Origin of the sequence: Faecalibacillus sp., from assembly GCF_047023275.1 — a bacterium.
Lineage (GTDB): Bacteria > Bacillota_I > Bacilli_A > Erysipelotrichales > Coprobacillaceae > Faecalibacillus.
Genome location: NZ_JBKYAR010000018.1, coordinates 23,682 through 45,545 on the forward strand (window position 1 = coordinate 23,682; position 21,864 = coordinate 45,545).

The 21,864-nt window shown below is 28.4% G+C and carries 22 protein-coding genes and 1 tRNA gene; 18 read left to right on the top strand and 5 right to left on the bottom strand.

The genetic code is table 11. The annotated features are described in order from the left end of the window. Positions 1 to 17: 17 nt before the first annotated feature. The 3 genes from tnpB to ACLVEP_RS07650 form a co-directional block, all read right to left on the bottom strand. Positions 18 to 377, bottom strand: coding sequence for an IS66 family insertion sequence element accessory protein TnpB (gene tnpB, locus ACLVEP_RS07640; RefSeq protein WP_270470626.1), 360 nt, complete (start codon positions 375 to 377; stop codon positions 18 to 20). Further along, positions 374 to 637: an IS66 family insertion sequence element accessory protein TnpA gene (tnpA, locus tag ACLVEP_RS07645; RefSeq protein ID WP_270470627.1), complete on the bottom strand. Its 264-nt coding sequence runs from the start codon at positions 635 to 637 to the stop codon at positions 374 to 376. The genes tnpB and tnpA overlap by 4 nt, the downstream gene beginning before the upstream one ends. 94 nt (positions 638 to 731) lie before the next feature. After that, positions 732 to 2,138, bottom strand: a complete 1,407-nt coding sequence (locus ACLVEP_RS07650; protein WP_412582684.1) for an ISL3 family transposase — start codon at positions 2,136 to 2,138, stop codon at positions 732 to 734. 267 nt (positions 2,139 to 2,405) lie between these two features. Here ACLVEP_RS07650 and ACLVEP_RS07655 point away from each other — a divergent pair, with 267 nt between their 5' ends. The 7 genes from ACLVEP_RS07655 (at position 2,406) to ACLVEP_RS07685 (ending at position 10,002) form a co-directional block, all read left to right on the top strand. Further along, entirely contained in the window at positions 2,406 to 3,086 is a 681-nt protein-coding gene (locus tag ACLVEP_RS07655) for a LytR/AlgR family response regulator transcription factor (RefSeq protein ID WP_412583956.1), read from the top strand. Positions 3,087 to 3,155: 69 nt separating this feature from the next. Next, positions 3,156 to 4,271 (top strand): DEAD/DEAH box helicase, encoded by a 1,116-nt coding sequence (locus ACLVEP_RS07660; protein WP_412583958.1) that lies wholly within the window; start codon positions 3,156 to 3,158, stop codon positions 4,269 to 4,271. After that, positions 4,220 to 4,849, top strand: a complete 630-nt coding sequence (locus ACLVEP_RS07665) for a ComF family protein (RefSeq protein WP_412583959.1) — start codon at positions 4,220 to 4,222, stop codon at positions 4,847 to 4,849. Before ACLVEP_RS07660 ends, ACLVEP_RS07665 begins: the two co-directional genes overlap by 52 nt. A gap of 232 nt (positions 4,850 to 5,081) precedes the next feature. Further along, entirely contained in the window at positions 5,082 to 5,285 is a 204-nt protein-coding gene (locus tag ACLVEP_RS07670; RefSeq protein ID WP_318000268.1) for a cold shock domain-containing protein, read from the top strand. 112 nt (positions 5,286 to 5,397) lie between these two features. Further along, positions 5,398 to 8,031 (top strand): preprotein translocase subunit SecA, encoded by a 2,634-nt coding sequence (secA, locus tag ACLVEP_RS07675; RefSeq protein WP_412583961.1) that lies wholly within the window; start codon positions 5,398 to 5,400, stop codon positions 8,029 to 8,031. Continuing rightward, a complete protein-coding gene (prfB, locus tag ACLVEP_RS07680) occupies positions 8,031 to 9,149 on the top strand; it encodes a peptide chain release factor 2 (protein ID WP_412583963.1) in 1,119 nt (372 codons plus the stop codon). The genes secA and prfB overlap by 1 nt, the downstream gene beginning before the upstream one ends. Beyond that, positions 9,139 to 10,002 carry a YitT family protein gene (locus tag ACLVEP_RS07685; protein ID WP_412583965.1) on the top strand — a complete coding sequence of 288 codons (864 nt, stop codon included), beginning with the start codon at positions 9,139 to 9,141 and terminating at the stop codon, positions 10,000 to 10,002. Before prfB ends, ACLVEP_RS07685 begins: the two co-directional genes overlap by 11 nt. A gap of 8 nt (positions 10,003 to 10,010) precedes the next feature. On the opposite strand, the gene ACLVEP_RS07690 is transcribed toward ACLVEP_RS07685, so the two are convergent. Continuing rightward, positions 10,011 to 10,448 (bottom strand): hypothetical protein, encoded by a 438-nt coding sequence (locus tag ACLVEP_RS07690; RefSeq protein ID WP_412583967.1) that lies wholly within the window; start codon positions 10,446 to 10,448, stop codon positions 10,011 to 10,013. Positions 10,449 to 10,561: 113 nt separating this feature from the next. On the opposite strand from ACLVEP_RS07690, the gene ftsE reads away from it, so the two are divergent. From ftsE to ACLVEP_RS07725, 7 genes are all read left to right on the top strand, one after another. Next, positions 10,562 to 11,245 (top strand): cell division ATP-binding protein FtsE, encoded by a 684-nt coding sequence (ftsE, locus tag ACLVEP_RS07695; protein WP_318000273.1) that lies wholly within the window; start codon positions 10,562 to 10,564, stop codon positions 11,243 to 11,245. Continuing rightward, positions 11,245 to 12,156, top strand: coding sequence for a permease-like cell division protein FtsX (gene ftsX / locus ACLVEP_RS07700; RefSeq protein ID WP_412583969.1), 912 nt, complete (start codon positions 11,245 to 11,247; stop codon positions 12,154 to 12,156). The genes ftsE and ftsX overlap by 1 nt, the downstream gene beginning before the upstream one ends. A 75-nt stretch (positions 12,157 to 12,231) precedes the next feature. Next, complete coding sequence (locus ACLVEP_RS07705; RefSeq protein WP_412583970.1) at positions 12,232 to 13,476, top strand: deoxyguanosinetriphosphate triphosphohydrolase family protein; 1,245 nt, start codon at positions 12,232 to 12,234, stop codon at positions 13,474 to 13,476. A 15-nt stretch (positions 13,477 to 13,491) separates the two neighbouring features. Continuing rightward, positions 13,492 to 14,436: a homoserine O-acetyltransferase MetA gene (gene metA, locus ACLVEP_RS07710; protein ID WP_318001300.1), complete on the top strand. Its 945-nt coding sequence runs from the start codon at positions 13,492 to 13,494 to the stop codon at positions 14,434 to 14,436. 47 nt (positions 14,437 to 14,483) lie between these two features. After that, positions 14,484 to 14,568: transfer RNA gene (locus tag ACLVEP_RS07715), tRNA-Leu, on the top strand. Between the two features lie 52 nt (positions 14,569 to 14,620). Then, a complete protein-coding gene (locus ACLVEP_RS07720; RefSeq protein ID WP_318001301.1) occupies positions 14,621 to 14,896 on the top strand; it encodes a metal-sensing transcriptional repressor in 276 nt (91 codons plus the stop codon). A 90-nt stretch (positions 14,897 to 14,986) separates the two neighbouring features. Continuing rightward, entirely contained in the window at positions 14,987 to 16,828 is a 1,842-nt protein-coding gene (locus tag ACLVEP_RS07725) for a heavy metal translocating P-type ATPase (RefSeq protein WP_412583973.1), read from the top strand. A 38-nt stretch (positions 16,829 to 16,866) separates the two neighbouring features. Here the strand turns inward: ACLVEP_RS07725 and pepV are convergent, their stop codons facing one another. Next, entirely contained in the window at positions 16,867 to 18,234 is a 1,368-nt protein-coding gene (gene pepV, locus ACLVEP_RS07730) for a dipeptidase PepV (RefSeq protein WP_318001344.1), read from the bottom strand. A 101-nt stretch (positions 18,235 to 18,335) separates the two neighbouring features. Here pepV and ACLVEP_RS07735 point away from each other — a divergent pair, with 101 nt between their 5' ends. From ACLVEP_RS07735 to ACLVEP_RS07750, 4 genes are all read left to right on the top strand, one after another. After that, the gene (locus ACLVEP_RS07735; RefSeq protein WP_318001118.1) at positions 18,336 to 18,746 is read left to right on the top strand and encodes an NUDIX hydrolase; all 411 of its coding nucleotides are present in this window, start codon (positions 18,336 to 18,338) and stop codon (positions 18,744 to 18,746) included. 10 nt (positions 18,747 to 18,756) lie between these two features. Then, complete coding sequence (locus ACLVEP_RS07740; RefSeq protein ID WP_412583976.1) at positions 18,757 to 20,895, top strand: Tex family protein; 2,139 nt, start codon at positions 18,757 to 18,759, stop codon at positions 20,893 to 20,895. An 8-nt stretch (positions 20,896 to 20,903) separates the two neighbouring features. Continuing rightward, positions 20,904 to 21,575, top strand: coding sequence for a YiiX/YebB-like N1pC/P60 family cysteine hydrolase (locus ACLVEP_RS07745; protein WP_412583978.1), 672 nt, complete (start codon positions 20,904 to 20,906; stop codon positions 21,573 to 21,575). Positions 21,576 to 21,643: 68 nt separating this feature from the next. Then, positions 21,644 to 21,853, top strand: a complete 210-nt coding sequence (locus ACLVEP_RS07750; RefSeq protein ID WP_022002898.1) for a cold-shock protein — start codon at positions 21,644 to 21,646, stop codon at positions 21,851 to 21,853. Positions 21,854 to 21,864 lie beyond the last annotated feature (11 nt).

Consider the following 21,864-nt stretch of genomic DNA (forward strand, 5'->3'; position numbering starts at 1 on the left):
GATTATACCATAAAATACTAGACAATAATACGATTGGAAACCGTATTTTCACATATCATGTCTTCAAATTCCAACCCTTCAATCAGCCAGTTGAGCTGTTGAGGAGTAATCATCAGAACACCAGATTCTTCATGCATTTTAAGTTTAAATTTTCCATTTTCCAGTCTTCTGGTAAAAAGCCAGAATCCATTGGCTTCATAATAGAGCATCTTGATTCGATTGCGTGAAGCATTGGTAAAGATAAACAGACTGTGATCAAGAACATTCATCTTAAATTCGGATGTGACAATCAATGAAAGACCCGCAATCTGTTTTCTCATATCACAGTATTTTTTGGAAACATAGATATTTTTGATCTCATCGGTATTGATAATCATAGCAGACTCTCCAATATTACTCTGACATGTTGCTTTGAACACGAAATATGATGATGATCAATTTCAAAATCAATCATTTCATCATCTTTATCAACAACGACAGGAAGAAAAGAAGATTCTTCTTTAATAATCAGTGACTTATATTTATAGAAACTGGAAACACAGATATGGCTCTGTTGACAGTATTTTTCTATTGACAGTCCACTTGCTTTTTGATCTTCTATAACTTCTTTCCATTGTTCCCTGGTCTTTTTCATCATAAAGATGCACCTCCTTGTTTAGTACATCCTTATTGTATTGAATTATTCTATTATTTATAAGTGCTTAATTATTTGTCGCTTACCATTTAACAAGTTATTTTTTAAATTTATATACTTCTTTTTTTGATTTAGGAGTGGCTAAAATAGGTTCGTTTTTCCTGTTAGCCCAAATCAATCTACTTCTTGCATATTCAAAATTGCTTAATCCTCTTGAATTTCTTTTGAAATCTTTAGGAGTCCTATTATATCCTTCCATAGGCCCGTTAGATAGTCTTCGTTCATTTCCATTATTATCAGTTATATAAATAAATGAATTGATGATTTCTTGTTTATGATCTTTTAATAATTCAGGAAATTCTTTAAACATGATTAATGTTGAATGAGAATAACAATCAATAATATAGCTTAAGAGAGTATTGATTTTTTCTAGATTCCTTTCTTTGGTTTTATTAAACTCGATATATTTTTCTTTTAGACGTCTGATTTGTATAAGATTATCGTCCAATTGGAAAAACATTTTTTCATAGTCATAAGTATTTAAATAAGCTTTTAATTTGTGGTTGTATCTAACATTACTTTGATAGTCTATATTTTCTACATTTTGTAATATGAGCCATTTAAAATTATTAAGAAGATAGACCTCTTTAGATGTTGGCATATTTTTAAAATCTATAGGTTTATTATTTTTTATACAAGTGTCTTCGTAAAGCTTTTTATCTCTTATTTGGAATTTCTTTTTTAGATCGTTGATATAGTTATTTATCTTTCTTATGATCCAAGAAACAACATGAAAGCTGTCAATGATAGCAATACTGTTAGGAAAATAGCGTTTTGTATAGTTGATATAGGGGTTATACATATCACATATAAGGTATTTAACGTTTTTTCGTTCTTCCAATGGAATGGATAAAAAGTAGGCATTTGTTGTTTCCTCCCATCTGTTGGGAAGGATATCAACGATTTCTAGAGTATTGAAATCCATAATGACCAGAGCATAACGATGCTTATAGTCAATATCTAAAAATACTTCGTCGACAGAAATTATTTCAGGTAAAGGAAGACGTTTTATGTTCAAATATTGTAGAAATATATAATGTACGGAAGTATCAGAAATATTATATTTTCTAGCGACATCTGCAGTAGTGATATGTATATTCTTCATTTCATTAAGGATCATATAAGGAGTAATATTAGATGACTGTTTATATTTACTAATAAAGTTAAACTGATCATTGAAGTAAAGATTACATTGAGGGTTGGTACATCTCCATTTTCTTTGAGTTACAATAAGTTTTAATTGATAGCCATCCTGTAGGATAGGATGATTTATTTTTCTAATATATTTTCCTTTTGAATGCATTCTAGAAGAACAGGCAGGGCAATATTCGACTTTGAGAGTCTTTTCTAAATAAATTATCTTAGTATTTCCATCAATTAAAATCTTAGAGATAATTATGTCTTTATCTTCAATGTTTAAAAATTTCATGATATCATTATTCATATAGTTCCTTTCATAGTATCTAGACAATATAAATGATAAATGAACTATAAAAAGAAACAACAGCCAGAATCCTAGCTGTTGTTTTTCAATGGCAATTATTAGAAGTTCATCCCCCTAAAGTTGCCCCCTAAAGTAGACCCCCAAAGTTGAGGCCCCTAAATTATTTGAATAGCCCAATAAAATCGCTTAGGCGATTTTTTTAGTCCAATTTGTTCTAAAAGACAAACTTATTAAAGAATTCATATAAACTAATAAAGAGGTGGTAAAATGAATATCTTTATAGGTGAAAATAACTTAAAGGACTACTTGGCTTTAAAAATAATTATTGAAAAATGGAGTAAACGTAATCAACAAAAAGTACATTTTTATTGGTATAAAGAACTTTATTATCAATTACCAAAATGTTTAAAAATATGTGATATTGTTTTTTTAGAATTGGATATAAGTATTAATGGTTTTGAGTTTTCTAAAATACTTAGAAAAAATGATGCTAGAATTCCCATTGTTTTTCAAACAAGAAATATTCATTATGGAATAGCAAGTTATCAAGTAAAAGCAACACATTATTTATTAAAACCGGTTAATGATCAAGAAATATATAAAATACTTGATCAAATTTATCTTCAGCAATGTCAAAAAAATATTATTTATCAATTTAAAAAACAAATTCAAAAAATACCCTTTGAAGAGATTATTTACATAGAGGCTTATCAACATCATATTATGATTCATCAAAAGCATACTTCTAAAAGGAATCCTATGAGTTTAAAAGAAATTTCTTTTAAACTAGATAGTTCTTTTTATCGTTGTCATAGAAGTTATATTGTCAATTTAAAACATATTGATCATATTGAAGGAATGAATTGCATTATGATTAATCAACAAGTTATTCCAATTTCTAAAAATTGTATAAATGAATTTACTAAAAAAGTTTTAGGACAAATATGAAACAAATATGACACAAATTTGAGACAAAAAATCACTTGAAATATATTAAAATAAGTGTGGGTGAAGAAGATGAAATGTGAAAGATGTCAAAATGAAGATGAAAGTTTTTTCTTTGAATGTAATGGACGAATCTATTGTCGAAAATGTATTGCCTTTTCGACAAAAACAGTAAAGATGCCACCTATAAATAATGAAAGAAAAATATACTATCATTTAAATTATTCATTAAACTTAGAACAAGAAAATACTTCAAAAATACTTATTGAAAGGTATAAAAATCATCAAAATACAATATTGAAGGCTGTTACAGGAGCAGGAAAGACAGAAATGATATATGGTGTTATTGAATATGCATTAAATTTAGGACATCATGTGTGTTTGACAATGCCAAGAAAGGAATTGGTTATTGAATTAGCAAAGAGAATTCAAAAACAATTTTTAAATATTAAACCTACAGTTGTTTATGGAGGACATAGTAGACAATTAGATGGACAGTTTATTATTTGTACAACACATCAACTGTACCGTTATCCTCAAACTTTTGATTTATTGATTTTAGATGAATATGATGCTTTTCCATATTATCATAATGAAGTTTTAGAAAATATATTAATGAATAGTATAAAAGGAAATTATGTATTGATGTCAGCAACGGTTGAAAAAGGTGATGTAGAAATTTTAAAAAGATTTCATCAACAACCTTTACCATTGCCAAAATGTAAAGTAATGACAAATTCAATGATTTTATGTCATCTCATTTATCAATTAAAAAAGTATCAAAAAGAAAAAAAGCCGGTATTTCTTTTTGTTGCGAGTATAGAAAAGACAAGACAAATACAAAAATATCTCCAGTTATTTTTCATTAAAAGTCAGTGTGCAACATCTAAAGACAAGAATATTCAACATTCTCTAGAAAAACTACAAACCCATGAAATAGATGTTATTGTATGTACAACAGTTTTAGAAAGAGGAATGACTGTTGAAAATGTACAAGTTATTATTTTACATGGAGAACATCCTCTTTTTGATAAAGAAACTCTTATTCAAATTGCTGGTCGAGCAGGTCGAAAAATACCTTATACTAGTGGAAATATTCTTATTTATACAAATAGGCAAACAAGAGCTATTAAACAGTGTATAGAGGATATCAAGCGAAGCAATGCCGCATATGCCATGAAGAGTTAAATCAAAAACAAGATCTTTTTCACTTAGTGAATGAATCTGCTATTTGTATAAAATGCATAAAGAAATTCCAAATAATTGACGAGGATGTAAAAATTAAAGGATATAGCGTTAAAATACTCTATGAATATAATGATTTCTTTAGACAATTACTTTATCAATATAAAGCATTAGGGGATTATGCTTTAAAAGATTGCTTTATTGAACAATTTCAAGAGTTAAAAAGACTATATAAAAATTATATAATCGTTGTTATTCCTAGTAGTCAAAAAGATAATGAAAGAAGAGGCTTTTGTCCAAATGTAGAAATTGCAAAGATATTTTCTCAACATGTTTTTACAGGTTTGTATAAAAAAGTAGAATACAAACAAACAAAACAAAGCGATCGAAGTCAAATAAAAAAAGTATTATCTATCAAAGATGGGACATTTCTTTTTAAAAAGAATGTTTTAATATTTGATGATGTTATAACATCATCAAATACTTTACAAGCAGCATTTCAACAAGTAGAAAGATATCATCCTAAAAAAATAAAAGCATTGGTACTAGCTTGCCCACATCTTGATTATTTCAAAGAATAATCTTGCTATTGTAGACACCCAAGAAACCACTAACCAATAGCAGGGTAAGCTTTTATTGATGCTAAAAATGTTTTTTATCGCTTTTTCAACATATATATGGAATAGTAGTTACTATTTGACAATAACAAGGACATTTTTTTACATTAAAAGACATGTAAAATTTATTTGTCGAATGAAAATAATAACTTTTTTATAAAATATTCAATATACTGAAATAGACAAGGAAAGGATGATGAAAGTGCAAGGAAGAGTCAAATGGTTTAATGCCGAAAAGGGATTTGGATTTATTGATCGAGGAGAAGGAAAAGATATCTTTGTTCATTATAGCCAAATTGTTCAAAATGGATATAAGACGCTTAATGAAGGCGAATTAGTTGAATTTGAATTGTACCAAAGTGAACGCGGTATGCAAGCAAAACATGTTGTAAAAATCTAGAGAAACCCTCTAGATTTTTATTTTATGTATATACAATTAAATTTTACTTTTAATAATCGAAATTATTTGATATAATTAAGTTCGATTACAAGCGTAAAAGGAGCGTGTATGTATGGCTAGTAGAAAGCAAGAAATAAGAAAAGAAATTAAAAAAAGAAACGCTAAATTAGGAATCGATGTTGAAGCAGCAAAAAATATTGTTGATTTACAAGATCAACAAGGTGAAGATATACATGTAGAAGATTTCAAAAATGAAGAATATACTGGGCAAGTTATTCCATTTTCTACAACACCACAAAAAACTAAAAAAGGATTTGTTACAAAAATCAAAGGTGTTTTTGATGATGAAAGAAAACAACTTAAAAAGTTAGATAAGATTGCTCAAGAAATTCTTTCTTTAGAAGACAAATACAGTGCAATGTCTGATGAAGAATTAGTGAATCAAACAAATGTTTTAAAAGAAAAATTGAATAATGGTAGTGATTTAGATGATATTTTAGTAGATGCTTTTGCAACTGCTCGTGAAGCAGCATGGCGTCAAATTCATTTAAAAGCATTTAAAGTGCAATTAATGGGTGGTATTGCATTACATAATGGTGATATTGCTGAAATGAAGACAGGTGAAGGTAAAACATTAACATCTATCTTCCCAGTTTATTTAAATGCATTAACAGGAAAAGGTGTACATGTTATTACAGTTAATGATTATTTAGCTGAACGTGATGCTAGAAATAATGGTAAAGTTTTTGAATTTTTAGGATTAACTGTAGGTTTAAATAAAAGAGAATTGACACCTCAACAAAAACAAGAAGCACATGGTTGTGATGTTACTTATACAACAAATGCTGAATTAGGTTTTGATTATTTAAGAGATAATATGGTAACTTCAATGGAAGATAAAGTATTAGTTAAAGGTCTTAATTATGCTTTGATTGACGAAGTTGATTCTATTTTAATTGATGAATCAAGAACACCATTAATTATTTCAGGTGGAAAGAAAAATACTGCTGCTTTATATTTACAAGCAGATCGTTTTGTTAAATCTTTAATTGCTGAAAAAGATTATGAAGTTGATGTTGAAACTAAAACAGTTTCATTAACTCCAAAAGGAATCGAAAAAGCTGAAAAAGGATTTAAAATTGATAACTTATATGATATTCAACATACTTCATTAGTTCATCATATTAATCAAGCTTTAAAAGCAAACTATGCAATGACTCGTGATGTTGAATATATGATTGCTACAGAAGATGGTACAAGAGATATTCGTAATGCTAAAATTATGATTATTGATCAATTTACTGGACGTGTGATGCCAGGACGTGCTTATTCTGATGGATTACATCAAGCAATTGAAGCTAAAGAAGGTGTACCAATCAAAGAAGAAACTGAAACAAGAGCAACAATCACATATCAAAATTTCTTCAGATTATTTAATAAATTAGCTGGTATGACTGGTACTGCAAAAACTGAAGAAGAAGAATTTATGATGATTTATAACATGCGTGTTATTGAAATTCCTACAAATAAACCTGTTATTCGTGATGATAGAAATGATAAAATTTATTCTACAAAAACAAATAAATTCAAAGCATTATGTGATGAAGTAGAAGCAAGACATGCTTATGGTCAACCAATTTTAATTGGGACTGTTTCTGTTGAAACATCAGAAATTTTATCAAAAATGTTAGATAAAAGAGGAATTAGACATAACACATTAAATGCTAAAAACCATGCTAAAGAAGCAGAAATTATTGCTAGAGCTGGTCAAAAAGGTGCAGTTACAATTGCAACAAACATGGCTGGTCGTGGTACTGATATTAAACTTGGTAAAGGTGTAGCTGAAATTGGTGGTTTAGCAGTTATTGGTTCTGAAAGACATGAATCAAGACGTATTGATAATCAGTTACGTGGACGTTCTGGACGTCAAGGAGATCCTGGTTATTCAGTATTCTATGTTTCATTTGATGATGAATTAATGCAAAGATTTGCTGGTGAAAAATTACAATCATTTAGTAATTATTTAGATGATGATATGGCTATTGAAAATAAGATGGTTTCAAAAGCTATTGAAAATGCTCAAAGACGTGTTGAAGGTCAAAACTTTGATTCACGTAAACATATTCTTGAATATGATGATGTTATGAGACAACAACGTGAAATTATGTATAAAGAACGTGATGAAATCATGTCATTGGATAATTTGGATGATATTATCAAGGGTATGTTTAATCAAGCAATTGAAATGACAATCAATAGATGTACAACTCATGGTAAACATGATGAAGTTGATGTTGATGCTGTTTTAGATTTTGTAGCTAAAAATTATATGTTACTTGCTGAAATTGAAGCTAAAAATAAAGATGTTGTGAAAAATGATCCTAAGAAATTATTAGAAACATTAACTGAAATTTGTTTCTCTCAATATCAAATGAGATTAAATAAAGATATTGATCATGAAAAAATTGTTAATTATGAAAGAAGTGTTTTATTAGGAGTTATTGATTATACTTGGATCAATCATATTGATGCAATGACTAAATTAAGAAATGGTATTTATTTACGTGCATATGCACAAAAGAATCCACTTTCTGAATATACAGAAGAAGCATTCTATATGTTTGAACAAATGAAACTTTCTATTGTTGATATGATTTCTAAAAATATTGTGCATATGGGTATTCGTCCTGGAAGTTCGGCTGAAGAAAGTATTCCACATTTAAAATTAGAAGTAGAATTTAAATAATGGAACTATATGAAATAAAAAATGGGCTTGATAAAGCCCATTTATTAATAGACGAATATAAAAAATCAGCACATATTGATGAAAAATTAAGAGAAATAGAAGGTCTTTCATATCAGACAATGCAAGATGGTTTTTGGGATGATACAAACAAAGCCAAAAAAATATATGATGAGTTAAATGATATGAAAAAAATAACAGATGAATATGAAAGTCTTTGTCAATCATTGAACTCATTAGACGAAACCTATTCGTTAGTTAAAGAAACAGATGATCAAGAATTTCAAACAATTTTAGAAAGTGATTATCAAGATTTTGAACAAAGATTAAATGAATTTGAAAAAATACTTCTTTTATCTGGAAAATATGATGCCGCTAATGCAATCGTAGAAATTCATCCAGGTGCCGGTGGAACTGAAAGTCAAGATTGGGCAGAAATGCTTTATCGTATGTATCAAAGATACTGTTCATCAAAGAATTTTAAAATAGAAGTTTTAGATTATTTAGATGGAGATGTTGCTGGAATTAAATCAGTTACTTTCTTGGTTAAAGGTAGATATGCTTATGGACATTTAAAAGCTGAAAAAGGGGTTCATAGACTTGTTAGAATATCTCCATTTGATTCGTCTAAAAGACGACATACTTCATTTGCATCTATTGATGTTATTCCTGAATTAGATGACACGATTGAAATCGATATTAAACCTGAAGATTTAAGAATTGATACGTATCGTGCAAGTGGAGCTGGAGGACAACATATCAATAAAACTGATTCTGCAGTAAGAATTACACATATTCCAACGGGAACAGTGGTCACTTGTCAAAGTCAAAGAAGTCAAATTCAAAATAGAGAACAAGCAATGATTATGTTAAAAAGTAAGTTATTTGCTTTAATGGAAGAAAAACAAGCAAAAGAATTAAAAGAAATACAAGGTGAACAAAAAGAAATCGCTTGGGGTTCACAAATTCGTTCATATGTTTTACATCCATATTCTCTTGTAAAAGATAATCGCTCATTATATGAATCAAACAATCCTAAAGATGTTTTAGATGGACATTTAGATGATTTTATTTATGCTTATTTAAAATCCTCTATACAGGAGGAAAATCATGAAGAATAAATTATTTAAAAAGTTTTTAGAAATAGCAATTATTATAATTGGTAATGCTATTTTAGCTTTTGGAATTTGTGCTTTTATTACGCCTCATGGAATTATTGTTGGTGGTGCTTCAGGTCTTGGTTTAATTGTTAAACAAATAACAGGAATACCATTATCATTAGTTGTTTATGCTATCAATATTGTAATGTTCATTATCGGATATTTCTGTTTAGGAAAAGATTTTGCGGCAAAAACATTACTAAGTACAATTATTTTCCCAACATTTTTAACAGTTTTTGAAAATACACCAGGAGTAACACATCTAACAAGTGATTTATTATTATCATCTGTTTATGCTGGAATCTTTGTAGGTGGTGGCTTAGGTCTTGTTTTAAGAATGGGAGCGAGTACTGGAGGTATGGATATACCACCATTGGTTTTAAATAAAAAAACAGGTATTTCTACAACTGTGCTTATTAATGGTTTTGATTGTGTTATTTTAGCATTACAAGTACCTTTTTCTAATGTTGAACAAATTCTTTATGGAATCTTGGTTGTTTTAATTACTGCTTTAGTTATGGATAAAATGATATTATTAGGTGAATCTAAAATACAAGTTTTAGTTATTTCACCAAAATGGAATGAAATTCAAGATATGTTATATGATCAAATAGATCGAGGATGTACCCTAATGAATATTACGACAGGGTATAAAAAGAAAGACATGTATGCAGTTATGTCTGTTGTTAGTCGTCGTGAATTAGTAACACTTACTAATGAAATATTAAAAATAGATGAGGCAGCATTCATTATTAGTAATGAAACACATAATGTAAGGGGAAGAGGTTTTACATTGCCTAATATAGATTTATAAAAAAAGTGCTATTTTCTTAGCACTTTTTTTAATAGTTGAGTTTTACGTAGTGTTTTTTTACGTTTCTTTTTTTTATCATTTTGTATACGTAATCGATAATTAAGAAGTTCAAGTTCTCTTTTTTTATCTAAAATTTCTTTTTCTTCAGCTTTTTTTCTTTCTAGTTCCATACGTTGATGATAATCAATAGCATATTGTTTAACACTTTGTCTTAAAGTGTTTAAATCATCATCTTTATGTAGTTGTTGATTTTGAGAAACAACATCTACATAAAGCTCTACATAACCACATGTTTTACAATAACATGATTTAATTTCTTTATGTTCTTTACTAAACTGATCATTTTTAATAATTAATTCTAAATAACTTAAAGTATTGATTCCTTTATCTTTTACATAACAATTTGTAGATAATTCACTGTTACATCTAGGGCATATTCTTTTCATTTAGCCACTCCTTCAATAAACATATTATAACATGAAAAAACATAATTAATAGACTCAATATTCAAACAAAAGCTACAAATTGTGCTATAATACTCCTGGGAGTTGAATAGAAAATGATAAAACTAACAAATGTTACAAAAATTTATAAGACAGGAGTAAGAGCACTTAATGATGTAAATCTTACAATTGAACCTGGCGAATTTGTATATGTTATCGGTACAACTGGTGCTGGAAAATCTACTTTTATTAAGTTATTATATCGTGAAGAAAAACCAACTTCAGGAACAGTTGAAGTTGTTGGTCAAGATGTTTCTAAAATCAAGAATAGCAAGGTACCTTATTTTAGAAGAAATATTGGTGTCGTTTTTCAAAATTTTAGATTATTACCTAAAAAAACTGTATTTGAAAATGTTGCTTATGCTTTAGAAGTTATTGATACACCACGTGTAGAAATCAGAAGACGTGTTAGAGCAACATTAGAACTTGTTGGCTTAGAAGATAAAGTCAATGCTTTTCCTCATGAATTATCAGGTGGACAACAACAAAGAGTTGCTATTGCTAGAGCAATTGTTAATCGTCCAAAAGTATTGATTGCTGATGAACCAACTGGTAACTTGGATCCAGAAACTTCAAAAGAAATTATTAATGTATTAATGCGTATCAATGAAGAACAAGGAACAACTGTTTTAGTTGTTACTCATGACCAAAAAATTGTTCAAGAACATAAAAAACGTACAATTTTAATGGAAGATGGTTGCATTAATGCAGATACATCTTTAGGAGGTTATGATTTATAATGAAAGAATTAATGAGTTGTATAAAGAATTTACCAAAGCATTTTAAAGAATCGCTGGTTAATTTATGGAGAAATGGTGCTATGTCTTTTTCTTCTATCTTTGCCGTAACAATTACTTTATTACTTATTGGTGTTATTAGTGTTTTAGCGTTAAATGTTCAAGATATTTCAGCTAATATTGAAGATGGTGTTCGTATTTATGTTAAGTTGGAAAGATCTATTGATGAAAATGCTGAAAAAGAAGTAGGAACTCAAATCAAAAAAATTAAAGGTGTTGGTTCTGTTACATATTCATCAAAAGATGAAGAATTAAATAAACTTATTGATAAACAAGGTAAAGATGGTAAAGAATTATTTGAATCTTATCGTGAAGATAATCCATTAGGTTCTGCTTATGAAGTAGAAGCTAAAGATCCAACAAAACTTGCAAGCTTAGCTAAAAAAATACAAGATATTCCAAATGTTAACTCTGTTAACTATGGTGGAGATTCTACTCAAAGTATGGTTTCTACATTGAATACTATTCAAAAAGCTGGTTCAGTTTTTATTGTAGGATTAATTATTGTTGCTTTATTTATGATTTCTAATACTATTAAAATCACAATTACTGCGCGTTCTACTGAAATTTCAATCATGAGAATGGTTGGAGCAAGTAACTGGTATATTCGTATTCCATTCATGTTAGAAGGAATGCTTATAGGTTTATTTGGTGCCATTATTCCAATTTTAGTTCTTATTTATGGCTATGGAGCGTTATATAGCTATACAGGTGGTTCATTGATGTCATCAATGCTTGTATTAAAAGCACCAATGCCATTTATTAGAAATTTCTCATTTATTTTAGCTGGTTTAGGTGCTGGAGTAGGTTTGATCGGAAGTTTTGTTTCAATTAGAAGATTCTTGAAATTTTAAAAGATTATCGAAAGATAATCTTTTTCTTTATCTTTTTTTTTAATTTTTATATAATAAAAAAGCGAGGTATAAAAAATGTCAAAAAATAGTTTTTTAAAAGAATCGATGAATGAAAATCATCCTCAATATCAACAAGCAATCTCAAGAAATGAAACATTATATCAAAGAAAAAATGATTTAAGAAGTCCTTTTTCTAGAGATTATAATCGTATTATTTTTTCTTTAGCATATCGAAGATTAAAACATAAAACGCAAGTCTTTTTTGCGGTTGAAGATGATCACGTTTGTACAAGAAGTGAGCATGTTAATTTAGTTGATTCTGTAAGTTATACCATTGCTCATTATTTAGGATTAAATACTGAACTTACAAAAGCTATTGCTGTTGGTCATGATTTAGGTCATGCACCGTTCGGTCATGGTGGAGAAAAAATTATTAATCAAATTTCTAAAGAACATGGTTTACCAGATTTTTGGCATGAAAAAAATAGTTTATATTTTGTAGATCAAATTGAAACATTAGAAGATGATCATCATATTCGTAGAAATTTAAATTTAACATATGCTGTAAGAGATGGCATCATTTCTCATTGCGGAGAAATGAATCAAAAAGCAATTATTAAAAGAGATGAATATATTGATTTAAATGATTATTTATATCCAGGACAATATAATCCTTATACTTGGGAGGGATGTGTTGTTAAAATGTCAGATAAAATTGCTTATCTTGCTAGAGATATAGAAGATGCGTTACGTTTAAATATTATTGATGAACAACTTGTAGAAGATTTAAGAAATCATTTAAATAAACTTACAAAAACACATTTTGATGCTATTAATAATGGAACAATTGTTAATTATTTTATTCTAGATGTTTGTCAAAATTCTTCTCTTGAAAAAGGTATTTGTTTATCAGATGAAGCTTTTGAAGTGATGAAGTATATTATGAAATTTAATTATCAAAATATATATCTTATTGATCGTGTTGAAATACATACAAATTATGTACAACTTATTTTAAATTCTATTTTTCAATTTTTATATAAATATGATAAGATAGCAAATGATTATCACATAAATGTTTTAGAGGCTTTAAAGAAAGATCAAAAAAAATATCCTCTAACAATTCAAGGATATATGCATTGGTTAGAAAAATATAGTCAAATGAAACATTTTAATCGAAATCCATTGTATCAAAATCATATTATTTATGATTTTGAACATGATTCTAATGCAATGGCTAAAAGTATTGTAGATTATTTATCAGGAATGTCAGATGCTTATATATTAAAAATATTTAATGAATTTATTTCATTTTCATAGAGAGGAAGTTTACATATGCCAATAAAAATACCAAATGATTTACCAGCTAGTAAAATACTTAAAGAAGAAAATATCTTTGTTATGGATGAAACAAGAGCTTTGTCACAAAGAATTCGTCCATTAAAATTAATTATTGTCAATATTATGCCAACTAAGATTGTTACAGAAACACAATTATTAAGATTACTTTCTAATACACCATTACAAATAGAAGTAGATTGGTTATGTATGGAAAGTCATAATTCTAAAAATACACCACAAGAACATTTAATGGAATTTTATAAAACATTTAATGAAATTAAAGATAACAAATATGATGGTTTAATTGTTACAGGGGCACCTGTTGAAAAATTAAAATTTGAAGATGTAGACTATTGGGAAGAACTTACAAAAATCTTTGATTGGGCCAATACAAATGTTTTTTCTTCATTCTTTATTTGTTGGGCTTCTCAAGCATCTTTATATTATTATTATGGTGTTGAAAAATACCAACTTGAAGAAAAGCTAACAGGAGTTTATCATCATCATACAAATCCAGATAAAATGCAAAGACGTATCCTAAGAGGCTTTGATTATCAATTTTATGCACCTCATTCAAGATATACATCTGTAAAGAAAGAAGATATTGAAAAAATAGATTCATTAGATATTTTAGCTTCTTCAGAAGATGCAGGAGTATACTTAGTCGCTGAAAAAGATGGATCAAGATTTTTTGTTACTGGACATCCTGAATATGATCCTGATACATTAGATAAAGAATATCATCGTGATTTAGCTAAAGGTGGAGATTGTGTAATGCCTAAAAACTATTATAAAAATGATGATGTTAATGATGAAATTTTAGTTAAATGGCGTAGCCATGCTTATTTATTATTTTCTAATTGGCTTAACTATTATGTATATCAAAATACACCATATAACTTGGATGATTTATTAAAAATGAAGACGACTAACAAATAGTCGTCTTGTTTTTATCATCAAAATGTGGTAAATTAAATATGTTAGATGCGGCCGTGGTGAAATTGGTATACACGTAGGTTTGAGGGACCTATGGCTTATGTCGTGCCGGTTCAAGTCCGGTCGGCCGCACCATAATAAAGATAACTTATTTTTAATAAGTTTTTTTATTATAGGAGGGTTATTAATGAAACAATGTATGGATTCTGATAATCTACATAGAAGATTAAAAAAAATTATAGGTCAGGTACAAGCAATAGATCGTATGATTGATGAAGATATTCCATGTGAAGATATTTTATCCCAAATCAATGCTGCTAAATCGGCACTTCATAAGGCTGGTCAAATTGTTTTAGAAGGACATATTAAACATTGTGTTAAAGATGGAATTGAACATGGAGATGTTGATCAAACAATAGAAAATTTTACAAAAGCAGTGGAAAGATTTGCTAATATGAAATAAGCAGGGGTAACTGCTTTTTTTATTTATTTGTTGACAACCTATACCCCTATAGGTATATACTATACCCATAGGGGTATAGGAGGAAGAAAGATGGTTAAAATAAATGAAATGAAAAAAGATATACTTTTTCTAATAATAGCCGGTATTTCATTATTATTGAGTATTTTTAAATGTACGTTGTTTTCTATTGATTTAGCATGGATTGCTATTATATTATGTGGTATTCCAATTATTAAAGAAGCTGTTGAAGGTTTAGTAACGGAATTTGATATTAAAGCAGATGTTTTAGTTTCTATAGCTTTGATTGCTTCTGTTTTTATAGGTGAAATTTTTGCAGCGGGAGAGGTTGCTTTTATCATGCAATTAGGCTCATTATTAGAAGAGCTTACAGTTGCTAAAGCAAGAGCAGGAATTGAAAAATTAGTTCATCTAACACCACAAACAGCTAGAAAAATTATTGATGATAAAGAAGTTATTATCGATGTTCATAAAGTTTTAAAAAATGATATTCTCCACGTTTTACCAGGTGAAACAATTCCTGTAGATGGTGTTATTATTGAAGGAGAAACATCTATTAATCAAGCGGTTATGACAGGTGAAAGTATCCCTGTTGATAAAACAGTAGGAGATAACGTTTCAAGTGGAACGGTTAATCAATTTGGTAGTTTTAAAATGAAAGCATTAAAGGTTGGAGAAGATAGTGCAATTCAAAAAATGATTAAGCTAGTTCAAAGTGCAGATGCAAATAAAGCTAAAATTGTTGGTTTTGCAGATCATTTTGCTACGTGGGTGGTAATTATTGCTTTATCTGCTGCTTTACTTACATGGTTGATTTCAGGACAAATTATTAGAGCTGTTACAATTTTAGTTGTCTTTTGTCCTTGTTCATTAGTTCTTGCTACACCAACTGCTATTATGGCAGCTATTGCAAATGCAACCAAACATGGTTTTTTAGTAAGAGAAGGTGATGCTTTAGAAAGACTTGCTAAAATAAGTAAAATTACTTTTGATAAAACAGGAACATTAACTTATGGAGAGCCGGAAGTAATAGCTATATGTTCGACTGATGAAAAAATATCTGATGAAAAGTTATTTCAATACTTTGCAAGTGCAGAGTTTTCTTCTGAACATCCAATAGGGAAATCAATCGTTCGTTGTTATCAAGAAAAATATCATCAAGATTTATTAGCTACAGATCAATTTAAATTATATTTAGGGAAAGGAATCAAATGTTACTTAAATAATCAAGAAGTATTAGCTGGAAATGAAAAATTATTTAAGGAATTCAATAATTTTTCTGATTTGAAAAAACAAACAGAAATTTATGATTTAAAAGGCTATACAATTATTTATCTATCAATAGATCAACAACTTAAAGGATATTTGGTTTTAGCGGATACTTTAAGAAAAGAAAGTAAAGCAATGATACAACAATTATATAAAATTCCCGTATCACCTGTTTTACTTACAGGAGATCATCGAAATGTAGCGTATACAATGGCTAAAGAATTAGGAATTAAAGAGATTTATGCAGATTGTTTACCTGAAGATAAAATCAAAACAATTCGTATGTTTCAAAATAAACAACAAGATGTTTGTATGATAGGTGATGGTATTAATGATGCACCAGCGTTAAAGTGTGCAAATGTGGGTATTGCCATGGGGAAAATAGGAAGTGACATTGCTGTAGATGCTGCGGATATAGTTTTGGTAGATGATGATATTAAAGAATTGCCACATCTTGTTTTACTTTCAAAACATATGATGAAAGTTATCAAACTCAACTTAACATTCTCTATGACATTGAATGTTATTGCAATTATTTTAGCAATTGTAGGTATTTTAAACCCTGTTGTCGGTGCTTTGGTTCATAATGCAGGTTCTGTTTTAGTTATTGTTAATTCAGCATTTTTATTAAATTGGAAAAAATAAAAAGGGTGTTAGTTTCAAAACTAACATCCTTTTAGTTACTATTCTTTAATTAAATCATAGATTGCTTTAGCAAAGATTTCTGTTGATTTTAATAATGAATCAATCTTTATATTTTCATTGTTACCATGAATTGCATTATCTTCATCCTTGAACTCACATCCAAAAGCTACACAATTTGGCATTGATTTAGCATATGTTCCACCACCAATTGCTTGTGGTTGACTTTCTGTATCACCTGAAACTTCAACATAAGCTTTATGAAGTTTTTGAACAAGTTCACTGTTTGGATCAATATAAAGTGGTTCATGAATATCACTTTCTAAGTTTAATCCAAGAGATTGACATAATTCTTGAACACCATCACACATTTTCTTTAAATCAATTTCATGAGGACAACGTAAGTCTAATTCAATATCAGCATCTTCTTTAACATATTTAACAACCCCTAAATTCATTGTTAATTTACCCATTAATCCTTCACGATTAATTTGTAAACCTTTTCCATAATAATCATTTAAGTAAGTTGCAATAAAATGAACAAGTTTATTATTAATGACAGTATCTAAATAAGTTGCAAGTAAACTTACAGCATTAATTCCTTCTTCTGGTAAAGATGCATGAGCACTTTTTCCTTTTAAAACTAATTTTGTACAATTTCCTTCTTCTTCAATAATACCAGTTACATGATGATCACTTAAGAATTGTTTAAATGATTCTTCATATTGTTTATGATTTCCTTCAATGATTGCTTCACATTCACCAGGAACAATATTTACGCGGTCTCCAGCAACCATTGCAACTAAACCATCTTTTTTGACATTACCTGTTATATGAAAACGAACAATTCCTTTTTCACCATAAACAACAGGGAATTCAGCATCAGGTGTAAATCCCATAGATGGGTATGGGTTTTTAGTAAAATAGTGTGCCACACAAGATGAACCACGTTCTTCATCACAACCAAAAATAACACGAATTTTCTTTTTAACAGGTAAGTTTAAATCATGAATAATTTTAGCTGCATAATATCCTGCAAGTAAAGGTCCTTTATCATCAGCAACACCTCTACCATAGAGTTTACCGTTAGCTTGAACAACTTTAAATGGATCACTATCCCATCCTCTTGTATCAACAGGAACAACATCTAAGTGTCCTAAAATACCAAAACTTTCTTCTTGATCACCAATATCTATATGTCCAGCATAACCATTTTCATCATGTACAACAAAGCCATCTCTTTTTCCAATAGCTAACATAGCATCAAGAGCTTGTCTACATTCACTTCCGTAAGGTTGGTTTTCTCCAATTGTTTTTTCATTATAAACAGAAGGAATGGCACATAATGTTTCAATGTCTTGAATAAGCTGGTCCTTTCTTTTTTCAACTTCTTCTTTAAAGTTAATCATATTAAAATCACCTCAGCACATATTATACATTTTTCATAATAATTTTTAAACATATTTGATAAAATAATGTTATGATAAAGACAGTATAGGGGGAAATATCGATGGAAAATATAAGATTTCATATTACAGTAAAGGGAATAGTTGTTTTTGAAAATAAAGTATTATTGATGAAAAGAGTTAGACCATCTAGTGATGGATTAGGTTATTGGGAGCTTCCTGGTGGTGGTTTAGAATATGGTGAGACACCGAATGATGCTTTAAAAAGAGAACTAAAAGAAGAAACAGGTTTAATGATTGATGTTGTTAAACCAGCATATACTTTTACTAAAATAAGAAAGGATTATCAAACAGTAGGTATTGGCTATTTAGCCACTACTAAAAATGATCAAGTTTCTATTTCTTTTGAACATACTGATTATAAATGGTGTTCAATTGATGAATTAAAAAACTATTTATGTGACGAGATTTACCAAGATATTATCTATACTTTAAAAGAATATACGAGTATTTAAAGAGGTTTATATGAATCAAGAAATTATTAAAACAATAAGTGAAGAATTGAATGTAAGAACATATCAAATTGAGGCAGTTTTATCTTTATTAGAAGAAGGAAATACAGTTCCTTTTATTGCCCGTTATCGAAAAGAAAAGACAGGTGCTTTAGATGAAGATCAAATACGTACAATTGATAAATATTATCAATATCAAGTGAATTTATTAAAAAGAAAAGAAGATGTTATTCGTTTAATTGATGAAAAAGGAATGTTAAATGAAAAGTTAAAAGCAGATATTTTAAAAGCTACACAATTAAGTGAAGTTGAAGATCTTTATCGTCCTTATAAAGAAAAAAGAAAAACTAAAGCAACTATAGCCAAAGCAAAAGGATTAGAACCTTTAGCTAAATGGATCTTAGCTTTAAATAAAGGGGATATTTTAGTAGAAGCTAAAAAATATTTAAATGATGATGTTTTAAATATAGAAGATGCTATTCAAGGAGCTTTAGATATTATTGCTGAAGATATTGCTGATGATATTAAATATCGTAAGTTTTTAAAAGATATGCTTTATAAAGGTGGTATTTTAAAAACAAGCGAAAAGAAAAAACATGATGATGAAAATAAAGTTTATGAAATGTATTATAACTATCAAGAAAAAGTAAAAACTTTAGTATCACATCGTATTTTAGCAATCAATCGTGCTGAAAAAGAAAAAGTAATCAATGTAAGTATAGAAGGAGATAAAGATTATTATTTACAATACATTACAAGAGGTGTTACAAAAAACAGAGAAACAAATCTTTTACCTTATATTCAAAAAGCCGTAGAAGACAGTTATCAAAGATTATTATTTCCTTCTATTGAAAGAGAAATAAGAAAAGAATTGACTGAAAAAGCTAATGAACAAGCATTAAAAGTATTTTCAGTTAATTTAGAAAATCTTTTATTACAAGCACCATTAAAAAATAAAATGGTCTTAGGTGTTGATCCTGCTTATCGAACAGGATGTAAATTAGCGGTTGTTGATCAAACAGGTAAAGTTTTACACATTGATAAAGTTTTTATTACGTTACCTAAAGATAATTATGATAAAGATATTAAAACTTTATTAAATATTATTTCAAAATATAAAATTGAAATTATTGCTATTGGAAATGGAACTGCTTCAAGAGAATCAGAAGCCTTTATTGCTAAACTTATTCAAGAACATCATTTGAATGTAGAATTTGCTATTATTTCTGAAGCAGGTGCTTCTGTTTATTCAGCAAGTCAAATTGCTAAAGAAGAATTTCCAGATTATCATGTAGAAGAAAGATCTGCGGTTTCTATAGCAAGACGTTTACAAGATCCACTTGCAGAACTTGTTAAAATTGAACCTAAAGCAATTTCAGTTGGACAATATCAACATGATATTCCTGAAAAAGATTTAGAAGAACAATTGGATTTCGTTGTTGAAAAAACAGTTAATAATGTTGGTGTTGATATTAATACTGCTTCTAAATCATTACTTAAATATGTTGCAGGATTAAATGCTGGTGTAGCACAACAAATTGTTTTATATCGAAATGAACACGGAAAATTTCATAATCGAAATGAAATAAAAAATGTAAAAAAATTAGGAGCTAAAACATATACACAAGCAATTGGATTTTTACGTATTTTAGATGGTGACCATCCATTAGATGCAACTGCTATTCATCCTGAAAACTATCAACAAGCCTTAGATTTATTAAATTTATGTCAATTATCATTAGCTGATTTAGGAACAGATGAACTTAAAGAAAAATTATTAAAAATTAATAAAAAAGAAGTTATAGAAACATTAAAAATTGACCAATATACATTAGATGACATTATTGATTGTTTAATTAAACCCAATCGTTCAATTAGAGATCAATACCAAACACCACTTCTAAAAAAAGATATTCTTCATATAGAAGATTTAAAACCAGGAATGGTTTTAGAAGGAACTGTTAGAAATGTTGTTGATTTTGGGGCTTTTGTTGATATTGGATTAAAAAATGATGGTTTAGTGCATATATCAAAAATGTCAAAACAAAGAATAAAACATCCATTAGATGTTTTAAGTATTGGGGATATTGTAGAAGTTAATGTCATAGATGTTGATTTAAATAAAAAAAGAGTTAGTTTAAGTATGATCTAGGTGATGATGTGTATAAAATATATACTTTGATATTATGTTTATGTCTTGTTGGATGTACACAAAAAAAAGATATCGAGGTATCAACTCAAAAAGAAAATTTTAGTTATGAAGAAGTTTCAAAAAATTTTTCAAAGTTACAATGTGGGGATATTGTAAACATTGAAAATAGTCATTATATTTCAAATATTGCGATTCCTGGTAGGTGGAAACATACACTTATTTATCTAGGAAGTTTAAGACAAGTTCAAGAATGTATAGATTCTTCTTTTCCGTATTATAAAAAAATCATGGAGATGTATAAAACTCAAAATGAAATTCTTGTTTTGGATGCGAATGTAGGTGGGGTACAATTACGTACTTTTGATCAGATGGCTAATTTAAAAAATGAATCTTATTTAAAAGCAATGACTTGTTTTCGCTTTTCAAAGGGCAATGATTTTATTAAAGAGTTTTTGAAAAATGCATTAGATTATTTAAATTATCCTTATGATTATCAAATGGACTTATCGAGTGATCAAGCATTATATTGTAGTGAGTTAGTAGCTTGTTCATTAAAAAAAATGAATATCACTATTTCTAAACAGACACAGGTCTTTAAATATCACATTATTTCACCAACAGATTTAATAGATGATTTAGTGGAACAAAATTTAGTGAAAAATGTTTTAATTTTAGAATAATGAGGTTGTCTAGATAAGCAATATGATGTAAAATAGTAGATAGATAAAAAGAAGGAGAAGAAGTGTTCATGGCTATTGGTATTGTAAAGAATTTTAACAAAGATAAAGGTTTCGGATTTATCAACATGGAAGGTGAAGAAAGAGATATTTTCTTCCACTATTCACAACTTGTTCAAGAAGGATTTAAAACAATTGATCCTGGACAAAAAGTTGAATTTGAATTAGTTGAAGGAGATCGCGGTCTTCAAGCACATCAAGTTGTTAAAATTACTGAATAAGGACAGTGTCC